Origin of the sequence: Arthrobacter sp. Soil761, from assembly GCF_001428325.1 — a bacterium.
Lineage (GTDB): Bacteria > Actinomycetota > Actinomycetes > Actinomycetales > Micrococcaceae > Arthrobacter.
The window spans coordinates 151,617-165,453 of the sequence record NZ_LMSF01000029.1; the positions used below are offsets into that span (position 1 = coordinate 151,617).

The following is a 13,837-nucleotide window of genomic DNA, read 5'->3' on the forward strand; positions in this document are numbered from 1 at the left end:
CATGCACAGCATCGCCGTGTACCATTTACAGAACGAACGGTCGGTAAGTGGAGGATTCCGCTGTGCCGGCCGCCGATGACAGTGCTGTTTATCGCGTGAAGGGTGTTTCCATGGCTGCAACCGCAGGTCCGCAGGCTTTCCTTGTTGGCGGGGTCCGAACGCCCGTGGGCAGGTACGGAGGCGCGCTGTCCGCCGTGCGCCCGGACGACCTCGCCGCCCTGGTGCTCCGCGAGGCCGTGGAACGCGCCGGCCTGGATCCCGAGAGCATTGACGAAGTAATTCTCGGCAACGCGAACGGCGCGGGGGAGGAGAACCGGAACGTGGCCCGGATGGCCACCCTGCTTGCCGGGCTGCCGCTGCACATCCCGGGCATAACGGTCAACCGGCTCTGTGCCTCCGGCCTGAGCGCCATCATCCAGGCCAGCCATATGATCAAGGCCGGCGCCGCGGACATCGTGATTGCCGGCGGGGTTGAGTCCATGAGCCGGGCACCCTGGGTGCAGGAGAAGCCCACCGCCGCCTTCGCCAAGCCGGGCCAGATCTTTGACACCTCCATCGGCTGGCGGTTCACCAACCCCCACTTCCAGCACGGCGGGCTGTCCCGCGACGGCAAGATGACCTACTCCATGCCTGAAACGGCAGAGGAAGTGGCCAGGGTGGATGGCATCTCCCGCGAGGACGCCGATGCATTCGCCGTCCGCTCGCACCAGCTTGCCCTGGACGCCATCGAAGCCGGCCGCTTCAAGGACGAGATCGTTCCCGTGACCGTCAAGACACGCAAATCCGAAACGGTGGTGGATACGGACGAAGGCCCGCGCCCCGGCACCAGCATGGACGTTCTTGCAGCGCTGAAGCCGGTGGCGCACGGCGGATCCGTGGTGACGGCCGGGAACTCCTCGTCCCTCAACGACGGCGCCTCGGCGATCATTGTGGCGTCGGAGGCAGCTATCGAGCGGTTGGGCCTGACACCCCGGGCGCGCATCATCGACGGCGCGTCTGCCGGCTGTGAACCCGAGATCATGGGCATTGGTCCTGTCCCCGCAACCCAGAAAGTACTCAAGCGCAGCGGCCTGGGCGTCGGTGACCTGTCCGCCGTCGAACTTAATGAAGCCTTTGCCACGCAGTCCCTGGCCTGCATCCGGCGCCTGGGGCTGGAGCCGGAAATCGTGAACCGCGACGGCGGAGCCATCGCCCTGGGGCACCCGCTTGGTTCCAGCGGCTCACGGATTGCCATCACCCTGCTGGGACGGATGGAGCGTGAGGACGCCCGAATCGGCCTTGCCACCATGTGCGTGGGCGTCGGCCAGGGCACCGCCCTGCTGCTGGAGAAAATCTGATGGCGGCCTGGGTGGACTTGGCGGCGGAAGAGTTCACCGCCCTTTTGGTGGAGGAGCGGGACGACCGCGTGGTGGTGCTGCTCAGCCGGCCCGAGGTGAAGAACGCAATTGACCAGCAGATGGTGGATGAGCTCCATGTTGTCTGCACAGCGCTGGAACAGAACCCCAAGGTGCTGATCATTGCCGGCGTGGAGGGTGTCTTCGCCTCCGGCGCGGACATCGCGCAGCTTCGCGAAAGGCGTCGGGACGATGCCCTGCAGGGGATCAACTCCACCATCTTCGTCCGGATCGCCAAGCTGCCCATGCCGGTCATTGCCGCACTGGACGGTTACTGCCTGGGCGGCGGGGCGGAGCTTGCCTACGCTGCGGACTTCCGGATCGGCACCCCCAACGTGCGGATCGGCAACCCGGAAACCGGGCTGGGAATCCTCGCCGCGGCCGGTGCCAGCTGGCGGTTGAAGGAGCTGGTGGGCGAACCGATGGCCAAGCAGATCCTGCTGGCCGGCCTTATCCTCGGCGCCGATGAGGCCAAAGCGGCCAACCTCATCACCGAAATCCACGATCCCGCGGAGCTTTTGGATGCAGCCCACGGCCTGGCCAACAGGATCGGGCGGCAGGACCCGCTGGCCGTCCGCATTACCAAATCCGTGTTCCACGCCCCTGCCGAGGCGCATCCGCTGATCGACCAGCTGGCCCAGGGCATCCTGTTCGAATCCCAGGCCAAATTCGACCGGATGCAGGCGTTCCTGGACCGGAACGCAGCCAAGAAGGCCAACGCCGCCTCCGCCAATCCAGCCGACGGAAAGTAGACCATGAGCAACATTGAAGTCCCCGCCAACCTTCCCACTTACGTGGGAGTGCTGGGCGGCGGCCGCATGGGCGCCGGTATTGCCCACGCTTTCCTGATTAAGGGCGCCGACGTGCTGGTGGTGGAGCGCGACGACGTCTCCGCCCAGGCCGCCCGGGAAAGGGTGGAGTCTGCGGCCGCGAAGAGCATTGAGCGCGGCGGTGTGGACGCCAACTTCGAAGAGCTGGTGTCGCGGCTCACCGTCAGCACCGACTACGACTCCTTTGCCGGCCGTCAGCTGGTGGTGGAAGCCGTCCCCGAAGACTGGGACCTCAAGGTGACGGCGCTGCGCGGGATCGAGGAACGGCTGACGGAGGATGCCTGCATCGCGTCCAACACCTCGTCGCTGTCCGTCAACGGCCTGGCCCGTGAACTGAAGCGGCCGGAGAACTTCCTGGGCCTGCACTTCTTCAACCCCGTGCCGGCCTCCACCCTCATTGAGGTGGTGCTGGGTGAGCGCACGTCTCCCGAACTTGCCGCCGCGGCGAAAACGTGGGTGGAGGCACTCGGCAAGACCGCCGTCGTCGTCAATGATGCCCCGGGGTTCGCGTCATCCCGGCTTGGCGTGGCCATCGCCCTCGAAGCCATGCGGATGGTGGAGGAAGGCGTGGCGTCCGCTGAGGACATCGACGCCGCGATGGTGCTCGGCTACAAACATCCCACCGGACCGCTCAGGACCACGGACATCGTGGGCCTGGATGTGCGGCTGGGCATCGCCGAATACCTGCACTCCACCCTGGGCGAGCGGTTCGCGCCGCCGCAGATCCTCAAGGACAAGGTGGCCCGCGGTGAACTGGGTCGCAAGACGGGCAAGGGCTTTTTCGACTGGCCCAGCTAGAGACGCTGCCTAGTCGAAGAAGCCCACAATGTAGCCGATGAAGTACAGGAGGCACAGCAGGACCACGACGCCGATAACGGCGATCCACAGGAACTGCGTGCCCTTCCCGGGCCCGCGCTCCTCATGGCCCTGCGGGCCGACGGTGGATGCTTCCCCCGGCGGAGTTTCGCCCGGCGGAACCCCGCCGCCCGGCTCGAGGCCGGTGATCTTGTCGTCCTCGGGATCCGGGTTGGTTCCTGACACAGTAACTCCCTCGCTCGACGCCGTGGTGCTGCCCCCAAGCGTAACCCGCCTACCGGCGGCCCTAGGCTGGTGCAGTGACTTTCCTTGAACCCCTTACCCTGACCGGCCGCTACGTAATCCTGGAGCCGCTCGCGGAGGAGCACCACGACGGCCTGGTGGATGCGGCCAGTGACGGCGAGCTGTGGAAGCTTTGGTACACGTCGGTCCCGGCTCCGGACGCCATGGCGGCAGAGATCCGGCGCCGCCTGTCCCTGCAGGAGCAGGGATCAATGCTCCCCTTCACCACCCGTATGATCGACGCCGCCAGCGGCGGGCCGGGCCGCATCATCGGCATGACCACCTACATGAACATCGACCCCGCCACGCCGCGCGTGGAGATCGGCTCCACCTGGAACGCCGCCTCCGCGCAGGGCACCGGCACCAACCCGGACTCCAAGCTCCTGCTGCTTCGGCACGCCTTCGAGGTGGTCGGTTGCCCGGCCGTGGAGTTCCGCACCCACTGGCTGAACCACCAGTCGCGGGAGGCCATCGCCCGGTTGGGCGCAAAGCAGGACGGCGTGCTGCGCAGCCACTCACGGACCAGCGACGGGAACCTGCGGGACACCGTGGTGTTCTCCATCCTGGACCATGAATGGCCTGCCGTCCGTGCCGGGCTTGAGTACCGGCTGGCCCGGCGGACGTAGTGGTTTGGCCTGATTACTGCACGGCCAACGGCGCCGAACTAATGGCGCTCCTCACCGCTGACGCATAAGCCCGGTGTCCGGCGGCGTTTGGGTGAAAGTTGTAGTCGGCAGCGAAGTTGTTTGGGTCCAGTCGAAGCCACGGATCCAGGGAGTTGGCGGCATGCCCTGCGAACCGTGCCGTGACGTCGACGTAGCGGGCGTTGGTGCCGTAAAGGCCATTAGCGGTGTCCACGGCACCGGAAATGGTGCCGTTGACCGTCAGCGTGGCCTGGTTGATCAGCATTTGGTTGGTAACGGGAATGGGAGCGAAAACGCTCGACGGCTCGAAGAGCAGCGGATAACCCAGCACTACGATCCTGGCGTTTGGGGCTGCTTGATGAATAGCGGAGTATGCCTGCACCAGGCCTGTCGTCAGGAAGGCGAGTGCTGCCGGCGATGTGGCCTGCGCAATTGCCGCCTGGCACGCCGTCTCCCCATAGAAGGCGCACACACCCAAAACCCGGGAGAAGCCCAAATCGTTGGCTCCGGCCGTGATGGAAACGAGTTCGGTATCAGGGCTGAGCTTGCCGGAGCTTACAAGGCCCTGGAGCTGCTCCTGGACGGTGGGCGTGTAGACAACAGGATCGTAGGTGGGGCTGGCCGTCGACAGGACGGCTCCATGGCAGGCGGCATTCTCCACAAGGTCAACACGGCCGATCTTCGCCACGATGTCCACGTAGCCCGGATGGCTCTGCCAACAGGACACGCCGGCAGGGCGGAGGGCTGCGCCCGCCCCTGTTCCCGCGGTATAGGAATCTCCCAACGCGACATAGTCGATGGTGGATGCAGGCGCTGCCTGCGCCGGAATGGCCGCAAGGCCCAACGCCATGGCGATGCTGGCAAGGCCGGCCGCTATAGCCGGGAGTCGGCGTCGTAGTACAGCATTTCCCACTGGGGTCCCCTTTGAACATCAGTCACATGAAGTAGCTAGTGCCCGCAACAGTATTGCCCAGCGGGTGGAAGCCAGGAGGCCTTTGTACCCTTCCCTGTTGTGACCTTTTGTGCTGCAGCATTCAGGAGCTTGTGGTTAGCTGTGCGGATGAGTGAGCGTGGCAGGCCCATGGACTGGGACGGAGCTGTCAACGCGTGGCACGTTTCCGGGGGCATCTACCGGATGGGCCGGCGTGAATGGCTGACCGGGGCGGGATGGAAGCAGGTGTTCGACGACGGCGTCCGCACGGTGGTGGATCTCCGTAACACCGCGGAGGGGCGGCGCCGGGACAACGACCCGGTGGTGCCGGAGGAGGCGTGGACGGGGATCGACATGGTGCAGGCACCCACGGAGGATCCGGATGACCCGCGCTTCACCGCGATTACCGGACCCTATCTGAATGATCCCGCGCATTACGCCGCGAATGCCCGTTTTTTCCCCGAGAAGCTGGTGGGCGTCTTCCGGAGCATCGCCCTGGCCGCGCCCAAGGGGAACGTCCTGCTGCATTGTGCCGCAGGCCGGGACCGCAGCGGGCTGGTGGCCGCCATGGTCCAGGACCTCGCGGGGGACTCCGACGACGCGATCGCCGAAGGGTACCGGCGGGCAGCCCGCGGCATCAACGAGCGCTACCGCACGCACGGTCCGCCGCACAGCCGGGAACGCTGCCTGCCCGAATCGGAACTGGCTCCGCTGCTGGAGCAACGCGGGCTGGCGGTGGTCGCGTTTGTCCGCGGCCTGGACACCCGGAGCTACTTGCTGGCGAACGGATTGAGCCCTGCGGAATTGGATGCCGCTTCCGGCCTTGCACGCCAAAAGGATACTCTTGTGGCTTGAGTGACAGGTGTGGTTGCTGTGACCTGTGCGACCGCGCCGTCATCCCAGCGCGTGTAAACGCAGATGCGGACGAGCGGAACGGCGATCCCAATGAAAAGAATTACTGCCACAGGAACGGTAGCCGGCGTGGCACTGGCCTTGGGCCTCGCTGCCGGGCCCGCTGCGGCCTTCCCGGCACCCGCCGGCTCCGAAAACCCGTCGCCGGCTCCGGGAACCTCCGCAGGGACGTTCACGTCTTCCGGTGCAACACCAGGCGCGGGCACAACCACCCTGTCAGAGGCAGCGCTGGACGATGCGGTGCAGCGGGACCTCAAGCTGACTCCCCAGCAGTTCGAGGCCGCGGGCGAGTTGGGTGCGCAGGCGGCTGCCGCGGCTGTTCAGTTGCGCCAGGTCCCGGGCTACGCAGGAATCCGGATCGACGGCCGCACCATCATCGTGACCGGATCCGGCGATGCGCTTGGGAGGGCGGTTGCCGCCCTTGCCGGCAATACATTCCCCATGTTGCTCGAAGCACCCGCGGCGGAGCCGCCCAAAGCGGCGCCGGCGCCCTTACCCTCGACGGCTGCGGATGGCTCCAGGGCACAACTGGCAGTGAACACGGAGCAGCTGTTCCAGGCATACCTCCGCGACGTCGGCCCGCAGGGTTTGCAGGCCGTCATGTCCGCGGGGGGAAAATTCGTGATCCGAACCGGCGGAATCAACACGCCGGAGGCGCTTTCCACCGTTTCCCCCGCAGCCGGGGCAGACGCAGCCGGCAAGAGCACCGGCAAGGTTTCCCCTGAACAGTTCGTGTCCCGCTACGCCAACGTGGAGCTCGACGGCGGGACTCCGCTGAAGCCCGAGGCGGACGTTCCCGGCGGCATTGGATACCAGACGGACATCGGCTTCGTCTGTTCCACAGGCTTCTCGGCATTCGACCCCGCCGGGCTTCCCACCGTCCTGACTGCCGGCCACTGCGCATCGGATGGTGCCGCCAAGACAGCAACCCTGGAATTCCAGGGGGTACCGGCCGGGCCCCTGGGAAAGTTCGGCTTCAGCCAGTTCGGTGGCCCGGGCAACTCACCGGTTCTCGATCCCAGTACGCCTTCAGGCCCTGATTACACCGCCATCACAGACCCCGGGAATGTCGGAACGGACATATCTGTCATCGAGTCACTAAGACAGGACATCGATCCGCTTCCTGCTGCCAGTACCTGGGGCGACCCTTCAGCGCCCGGGCCGGACGTGAAGATCGTTGGTTCGGCGGACCCGGTGGTTGGGATGCCTGTTTGCCGGTCCGGCAGATCCTCAGGCTGGTCCTGCGGAACCGTCGACGCAGTGGGGATCTTCCTGGTGCCAGGACCTGACTATAAGAAGAACGCCAACGACATCCGGGCCTTTGATGGCTTTCTGTCCTACGGAGTACAGTCCAGCGGCGGCGACTCCGGCGGACCATACCTCAGTGGGAACTACGCCCTGGGCACCCACTCCGCGGGGGATACGCCGGATGCGAATGGCAATGTGGTGCAGAATTTTGCTGTCGCAGCAACCCTGCGGGACAGCCTGGCTGTGCTGCCCGGCTACCAGCTGGAAGTGTTCCTCAACAAGCCTGCCATCACGGCACCAGCGCCCGGCGAAACCTACAAGCCCGGCCAGGTCCTTTCCGGCCAGGTTCCTGCCGCGCCCGCTTCGGCCGTCGCTGCCGGGTCCAGCGTCAGGATCACAATCCAAGGGAAGGACCCGTTCGACGTGCCCGTGGACGCGGCCGGAAAGTGGAGTTTCCCGGCTCCGCAGGGTGCGGACACGCTACGGTTCACCGCTGAGACGGTCAATGGGTTCAGCCGGTCCGGGGTCAGCAGTTTCGAGTTCGTGGCCGCCACAACGGGACCGCCGACTCCAACGCCAAGCCCGACGCCGACTGCGCCGACAGCGAGCAATCCAGTGCCAAGCAGCCCTGCCCCTGCTCCAACCACACCTGCTCCCATCGCCGCTGCCCCCGCCGACCCGTCGCCTGCCCTGCCGACTGAAACTCCCGCCGTCGTACCTCCGCCGGCGGCCAGCCCGACTCCCAGCGCACCACCTGCGGACCTTGCCAACACCGGTGGACACGATGATCGTGGCGCCGGCGGCCTGGCCAACACCGGAGCGTCCGGATTGATTACCGCAGCGGCCTGGGCGGCGGGAGCCCTCGCCGTCGGAATCCTGCTCATGGTCCTTGTCCGCCGGCGGAACAGGCGTGCATCACGGTAACCGGACCCGGGCAGGGCCCCGCCAGGGGGCCTGCCCGCAGCCATAGCGCTGTGGATGCTAACTGCGTGGCTAGTCGTGCTCGTCGCACTTCTCCTTGCCGCCAACCACCTGGACGGCCAGTTTCAAGGTGTTGTCGGCCAGGCTTCCCCACGCGTAGACGATGGTGTTCTTCCCGGCTTCGACGGTGATGTCCGCTGGGCCGATCACGGGATCGGTGGTTCCGGCCGCGGCTACCGCTGCTGAAATGGTCCCGGCCTTCAGCTTCAGGGTGGCCTCGTCCGGGTTGCGGAGGTCCTCGATCACTGCCGATCCGCCGGCCAGCACATCCACGGCGGGGGCTGCGGCCACGTGCCGGACCGTCAGCTTGCCCTTCTTGTCGTTGCGGGGCGCCTTGGTGTCGTTCGTGAACAGCGATGCGGTGGGTGCCCCATCAGCGCCGAGGTGCGCCACGGCAGTGTAGTTGCGGCCCTCGTCGAGTTCCACGTCGACCGGCACGATCACCGGGTTCTCCGCACTGGTGGCATCCGATGCCGTGACGGCGATCCGGTAGTCACCGGCAGCCAATTCCAGCGGGCCGGCCAGGGTCCCTGGTGTGAAGTCATCGAGGGTGAGCTCGCCGTTCACCCACACGTCGACGGTCAGGCCGGGCACCCCGTGCAGGACGGACAGCAGGGCGGGATCGTCATGGTGCTGCCGGCCGCCTGCCTGGGCGGGGGCGGCGAAAGCCAGCGAAGCGGCAAGGGAAAGCGCTCCAGCGGCGTAGGTCATTTTGCGCATGTCGAACTCCTTGAGGGAAGCCCGGTAGCCGGGCAGAGGATGCTTACGCGCTTACTACCGCCGCAACACCGTCCCTGGATGCACGGCCCGGCATCTTTTTTAGGTCAGCTTTTTCTTTTCATCAGCAGGTTGGTGATGCGCAGGGTGCACAGCCGCTGGCCCGCCTCGTTGGTGATCAGCACCTCGTGCGTGGCCAGGGTGCCGCCCAGGTGGATAGGGGTGGCAGTGATGGTGATCTGGCCTTCGCGCGCGGAGCGGTGGTGGGTGGCGGAAACGTCCACGCCCACCGCCGTCTTGCCCATCGTGCTGGCGTGGATGACGGCAGCCCAGGATCCCACGGCCTCGCCCACGGCAAGGGACGCGCCGCCGTGCAGCAGTCCGAAGGATTGCCTGTTGCCCTCCACCGGCATGGTGGCCACCACGCGTTCAACGGACTCCTCCAGGATCTTCACGCCCATCTTCTCGTCCAGCTCGCCGAGCGTGATCTTCCACAGCTCGTGCGCATCGGGCTGGTTCCCGGCAGCATCCATGGGGGTTGGGGCGCTCATACGTTCTCCTTTGGGTGGCCGAATTCAGTCCCGGCCTTCTAGTGTGCAGCACGGCACTTCATGTATGGTGAATATATTACCGAACGGACGGTCAGTAATGACCCGTCCTGTTTGCCTGCCCCCTTGTTGGAAGGACCGTCAACGATGACCACCACCGCCACAGCTCCCCAGGCCACGGTCGACACCGTGGAGACAGTGCCCAGCTTCATCATGGATGCATGGTGGACGCCCGACGCCGGGTCGTCGGCTTCGGCAGTCCCCGTCCGTGATGCGAGCACCGGGGAGATCCTGGCGAAGGTGAGCACGGAGGGCCTGGACCTGGCCGCCGTCGTGGACTACGGCCGCACCACCGGCCAGGCCGAACTGGGCAAGCTGACCTTCCACCAGCGGGCGCTCAAGCTCAAGGAGCTGGCGCAGTACCTGCACGCCCGGCGCGAACACTTCTACACCTTCTCGGCCCAGACCGGTGCCACCAAGGTGGATTCCATGATCGACATCGACGGCGGCATCGGCGTCCTCTTCACGTTCGGTTCCAAGGGCCGGCGCGAGCTCCCCAATTCCCAGGTGGTGGTGGACGGGCCCATGGAGGTGCTGTCCAAGGACGGCTCCTTCGCGGGCGAGCACATCTACACCCGGATCCCCGGCGTCGCCGTGCAGATCAACGCGTTCAACTTCCCGGTCTGGGGCATGCTCGAGAAGTTCGCGCCCGCCTTCATCGCCGGCGTGCCCACCATCGTCAAGCCCGCCACGCCTACCGGCTACGTGGCGGCCGCCGTGGTCAAGGCCATCGTCGAGTCGAACATCCTGCCCAAGGGCTCGCTGCAGCTGGTCTCCGGTTCGGTCCGCGGGCTGCTGGACGTCCTGGACTACCGCGACCTGGTGGCCTTCACCGGCTCCGCGTCCACCGCACTGTCGCTGAAGTCCCACCCCAACGTGGTCCAGGGCGGCGTCCGCTTCACCTCGGAAACCGACTCCCTCAATGCCGCCATCCTTGGCCCCGACGCGGTGGAGGGCACACCGGAATTCGACGCCTTCGTCAAGTCCGTGGTCACCGAGATGACGGCCAAGGCCGGGCAGAAGTGCACGGCCATCCGGCGCGCCATCGTGCCGCAGGAACTCGTTCCGGCCGTCTCCGCCGCCATCGGCAAGCGCATCGCCGAGCGCGTCGTCCTCGGTGACCCCCGCGCTGACGGCGTCACCATGGGCGCCCTCGCCTCCGTGGAGCAGCTGAACGATGTGCGCGCGGCCGTGCAGTCCATGCTCGACGCCGGCGGTGAGCTTGCGTACGGAACGCTGGATTCGCCGTCGGTCACCTCAGCCGACGGAACCACCGGCGTGGTGGAGGGCGGGGCATTCATGGCGCCCGTCCTGTTGAACTGGCAGGACCCGGAAGCGGAGGAAGTCCACTCTCTGGAGGCCTTCGGTCCCGTTTCGTCCGTGATCGGGTACAAGGACATTGCCGACGCCGTCCGCCTGGCCGCCCGCGGCAGCGGCTCGCTTGTTGCCTCGGTGTGCACCAATGATCCTGACGTGGCTCGGGAACTGGTCACGGGAATCGCAGCGCACCACGGACGTGTCCTGATGCTCAACCGCGAGGACGCCCGCAGCTCCACCGGGCACGGTTCGCCCGTGCCGCACCTGGTGCACGGCGGTCCCGGCCGCGCCGGTGGCGGCGAGGAACTGGGCGGCATCCGTTCGGTGATGCACCACATGCAGCGCACCGCCATCCAGGGTTCGCCCAACATGCTCACCGCCGTCACCGGTGTGTGGCACACGGGCGCGGACCGCAACTTCACGGTGGAAACCGAGGGGACGCACCCGTTCCGGAAGTCCCTGGAGACGCTGCGGATCGGTGATGCCGTCCGCTCGGACCTGCGGCAGGTCACCCTCGAGGACATCACTGCTTTCGCCAACTCCACGGGCGACACGTTCTACGCCCACACCAACCAGGAAGCCGCCGAAGCCAACCCGTTCTTCCCGGGCATCGTGGCCCACGGCTACCTGCTCCTCGCCTGGGGCGCCGGACTGTTCGTCGAGCCCGCCCCGGGCCCGGTCCTGGCCAACTACGGGCTGGAAAACTGCCGCTTCACCACCCCCGTGGCCGCAGGTGATTCGATCCGGGTGACCCTGACCGCCAAGAAGATCACTCCCCGCGAAACGGACGAATACGGCGAGGTGGCCTGGGACGCCGTGCTCACCAACCAGAACGACGAGATCGTGGCCACTTACGACGTCCTCACCCTCGTGGAGAAGTAGCCTCCAACGCCCCATCACCTGCTGCGGGTTTTTCCCCGACGCCCCATCACCTTCCGTCAGGAGGTGGTGGGGCGTTTTGGGTTTTGGTGCGGGAGGTGGTGGGGCGTTTTGGGTTTTGGTGCGGGAGGTGATGGGGCGTTTGGGTTTTGGTGCGGGAGGTGATGGGGCGTTTGGGGGAGGGTCTTTTCCGGCATCCCGGGCGTAAGATTCTTCCCGTAGGAGGTGGCCCACATGAACCTTAAACTGAGCACAGCCACAACCATCCTGCCCGTCGATGATGCAGCCCGCGCCCGCAGTTTCTACACAGAAAAGCTCGGGCTCCCGCACCGCGGCAAGGCGGACGACGGAAGCGAATTACTCGGCACCGACGGCGGCCCCCTGCTGCAGCTGATGCCGGTCGCGGACGGCAAGCACTCCGATCACACTGCGCTGAGCTTTGAGGTCCCGGACATCGAGGCAACTGTCAGGGACATGGAAGCCAAGGGTGTGGTGTTCCAGGACTATGATCTGCCTACGCTGCGGACGGAGAACCACATCTGCACCACGGACTCGGAGAAGTGCGCCTGGTTCATGGACACGGAGCACAACATCCTGTGCGTCCACCAGAACCTCGGCAGCGCCCTCGAGTACCAGGTCTAGGCGAGTACCAGGTCCAGGCGCGGCAGCTGCAGGCAAGCCCAAACTGAAGCAGCAGAGGTGTCCCGGTCGGATCGGGGCACCCCTGCTGCTTGTCTTGGTTCGCCGGCGTCAGCTTTCGGCGCCGCCGTGCAGGCTGTCGTCGCTGCTGTCATCCTCGCGGCCGGTGCCGTGGCCGTCCTCGCTGCGGTCGGAGAGGTCCATGTTGCCGCGGGCCTCGTCCATGGTGGGGCCGCCGGAGGGAATGCTGTAGGTGTCCGGGCGGACGCCGTGCGACTGTTCCTCGATCAGGGCCTGCTCCTCGCTGAAGCGGATCACGTTGGCCTCGTCGCCGGCGTCGCCGGGAACGTCCTCGCGCATTTTTGAGGGGTCCGGGATGATGAATCCTGCGTCGGGCTCTTCCTTGGGGTGGCTCATATTCTTTTCCTTCCTATCGGGTGGTTGTGCTGGCAGGCCGGTCGCTCAGGTCCACCTTGATATCCAAACTTTGATCGCCGCGCTTGACCTTGAAGCCTACGGTGTCCCCTGGGTTGCGCTTGCGCAGTTCCGCCAGGAGCTTCTCCGGGGTGGTCAGCTCCACGCCCTCCATGGACTGCAGGACGTCGCCCGGCCGGATCCCCGCGCGCCCGGCAGGACCGTCACCGTCGGCAGCGAGCACCACGACGCCGGCCCCTTCCTGGATTCCCAGCTGGTCTGCAATCTGCGCCGTCAGCTCGCCGGGCGTCAGCCCCAGGTAGGCGTGTTTTGCGGTGCCGTTGGCCAGCAGTTCTTCGGCGACGTCCACGGCGGTGGCGGCGGGAATCGCGAAGCCCAGTGACACCGCGCCGGCTGACGGCGGGATGTAGGCCTCGCTGATCCCGATCACCTCGCCGCGCATGTTGATCACGGCGCCGCCGGAGTTGCCGGGGCTGATGGGCGCGTCCGTCTGGATGAGGTCCACCAGGGAGAGGCTGTTGGACGCGGAGCCGGGGATGGAGCGGTGGAGTCCGGAGATGATGCCGGCGGTGGCCGTGTTTTCAAAGCCGAGGGGTGAGCCCAGGACCAGGGCGCCTTCGCCCACCTTGGGCAGGTTGCTTTGATAGGCGGGCTTCGGCAGGCCGGTGCGTTTGGCCTGCACCAGCGCAAGGTCCGTCACCGCGTCGCTGGCCTTCACCGTTCCTTCCACCCGCTGACCGTCCGCGAACCCCACCTCAACGTTGGTGGCGCCGCGGATCACGTGCTCGTTGGTCAGGATCAGGCCGTCGGCCGAGTACACCACCCCGCTGCCCAGGCCGCCCTCCGTGAAGATGGTGACAACCGACGGCGACAGGTTTTCCACGAGTTGCGGCAGGTTTCCGGCCGCTGTCCCGGAGTTGCCGCCTTCCGTCCCGGCCGAACCGGAGGTGGAGGGAGCGGGCGTGGAGTTGGCGGAGGCCGACGGCGACGCCTGGTTTGGGGAGGTGCCGCTGGGGGCCGGGGGGCTTGGCGTACCGGTGCAGCCGCTGAGTGCCAAGGCGGCCGCCAGGGCGCCGCCGGCAAGCACTGTCCGGGGGCGCCGTGAACGCCGTGGATCTGTGGCCTGGCCCATCGGTACCTCCCTACGGATGCTGGTTTTCTACCACCGTAGCCGGGGAGCAGGAAAATACCAAGCACACTTATT

The 13,837-nt window shown here is 66.5% G+C and carries 14 protein-coding genes; 8 read left to right on the forward strand and 6 right to left on the reverse strand.

From position 1 onward, the window contains the following. Nucleotides 1-110: 110 nt before the first annotated feature. Genes ASG79_RS17095 through ASG79_RS17105 form a run of 3 tightly spaced genes read left to right on the forward strand, consistent with a single transcriptional unit; the run spans nt 111 to nt 3,022 of the window. Nucleotides 111-1,337, forward strand: a complete 1,227-nt coding sequence (locus tag ASG79_RS17095) for a thiolase family protein (protein ID WP_026265702.1) — start codon at nt 111-113, stop codon at nt 1,335-1,337. Further along, nucleotides 1,337-2,146: an enoyl-CoA hydratase/isomerase family protein gene (locus ASG79_RS17100; RefSeq protein WP_200953190.1), complete on the forward strand. Its 810-nt coding sequence runs from the start codon at nt 1,337-1,339 to the stop codon at nt 2,144-2,146. Before ASG79_RS17095 ends, ASG79_RS17100 begins: the two co-directional genes overlap by 1 nt. 3 nt (nt 2,147-2,149) lie before the next feature. After that, a complete protein-coding gene (locus ASG79_RS17105; RefSeq protein WP_018768868.1) occupies nt 2,150-3,022 on the forward strand; it encodes a 3-hydroxyacyl-CoA dehydrogenase family protein in 873 nt (290 codons plus the stop codon). 9 nt (nt 3,023-3,031) lie between these two features. On the opposite strand, the gene ASG79_RS17110 is transcribed toward ASG79_RS17105, so the two are convergent. Continuing rightward, a complete protein-coding gene (locus tag ASG79_RS17110) occupies nt 3,032-3,265 on the reverse strand; it encodes a DUF6480 family protein (RefSeq protein WP_018768867.1) in 234 nt (77 codons plus the stop codon). Nucleotides 3,266-3,339: 74 nt separating this feature from the next. On the opposite strand from ASG79_RS17110, the gene ASG79_RS17115 reads away from it, so the two are divergent. Further along, a complete protein-coding gene (locus ASG79_RS17115) occupies nt 3,340-3,948 on the forward strand; it encodes a GNAT family N-acetyltransferase (protein WP_056392686.1) in 609 nt (202 codons plus the stop codon). Between the two features lie 13 nt (nt 3,949-3,961). On the opposite strand, the gene ASG79_RS17120 is transcribed toward ASG79_RS17115, so the two are convergent. Beyond that, entirely contained in the window at nt 3,962-4,879 is a 918-nt protein-coding gene (locus ASG79_RS17120; protein ID WP_235509834.1) for an SGNH/GDSL hydrolase family protein, read from the reverse strand. Nucleotides 4,880-5,026: 147 nt separating this feature from the next. Here ASG79_RS17120 and ASG79_RS17125 point away from each other — a divergent pair, with 147 nt between their 5' ends. Together ASG79_RS17125 and ASG79_RS17130 are read left to right on the forward strand one after the other, a co-directional pair. Continuing rightward, on the forward strand, nt 5,027-5,752 hold the full coding sequence (locus ASG79_RS17125; RefSeq protein ID WP_056392688.1) for a tyrosine-protein phosphatase: 726 nt from the start codon (nt 5,027-5,029) through the stop codon (nt 5,750-5,752). A gap of 90 nt (nt 5,753-5,842) precedes the next feature. Next, the gene (locus ASG79_RS17130) at nt 5,843-7,981 is read left to right on the forward strand and encodes a S1 family peptidase (protein WP_056392690.1); all 2,139 of its coding nucleotides are present in this window, start codon (nt 5,843-5,845) and stop codon (nt 7,979-7,981) included. A gap of 69 nt (nt 7,982-8,050) precedes the next feature. Here the strand turns inward: ASG79_RS17130 and ASG79_RS17135 are convergent, their stop codons facing one another. Together ASG79_RS17135 and ASG79_RS17140 are read right to left on the reverse strand one after the other, a co-directional pair. After that, nucleotides 8,051-8,758: a DUF4397 domain-containing protein gene (locus ASG79_RS17135; RefSeq protein ID WP_056392692.1), complete on the reverse strand. Its 708-nt coding sequence runs from the start codon at nt 8,756-8,758 to the stop codon at nt 8,051-8,053. A gap of 104 nt (nt 8,759-8,862) precedes the next feature. Continuing rightward, a complete protein-coding gene (locus ASG79_RS17140; protein ID WP_051081334.1) occupies nt 8,863-9,306 on the reverse strand; it encodes a PaaI family thioesterase in 444 nt (147 codons plus the stop codon). Between the two features lie 144 nt (nt 9,307-9,450). On the opposite strand from ASG79_RS17140, the gene paaZ reads away from it, so the two are divergent. Then, on the forward strand, nt 9,451-11,562 hold the full coding sequence (paaZ, locus tag ASG79_RS17145) for a phenylacetic acid degradation bifunctional protein PaaZ (protein ID WP_056392694.1): 2,112 nt from the start codon (nt 9,451-9,453) through the stop codon (nt 11,560-11,562). Between the two features lie 231 nt (nt 11,563-11,793). Continuing rightward, nucleotides 11,794-12,201 (forward strand): VOC family protein, encoded by a 408-nt coding sequence (locus tag ASG79_RS17150; RefSeq protein ID WP_056392696.1) that lies wholly within the window; start codon nt 11,794-11,796, stop codon nt 12,199-12,201. Between the two features lie 108 nt (nt 12,202-12,309). Here ASG79_RS17150 and ASG79_RS17155 read toward each other — a convergent pair whose 3' ends face one another. Together ASG79_RS17155 and ASG79_RS17160 are read right to left on the reverse strand one after the other, a co-directional pair. Then, entirely contained in the window at nt 12,310-12,615 is a 306-nt protein-coding gene (locus ASG79_RS17155) for a hypothetical protein (RefSeq protein ID WP_018768858.1), read from the reverse strand. Between the two features lie 13 nt (nt 12,616-12,628). Then, complete coding sequence (locus tag ASG79_RS17160; protein WP_056392698.1) at nt 12,629-13,765, reverse strand: S1C family serine protease; 1,137 nt, start codon at nt 13,763-13,765, stop codon at nt 12,629-12,631. Nucleotides 13,766-13,837: the final 72 nt, after the last annotated feature.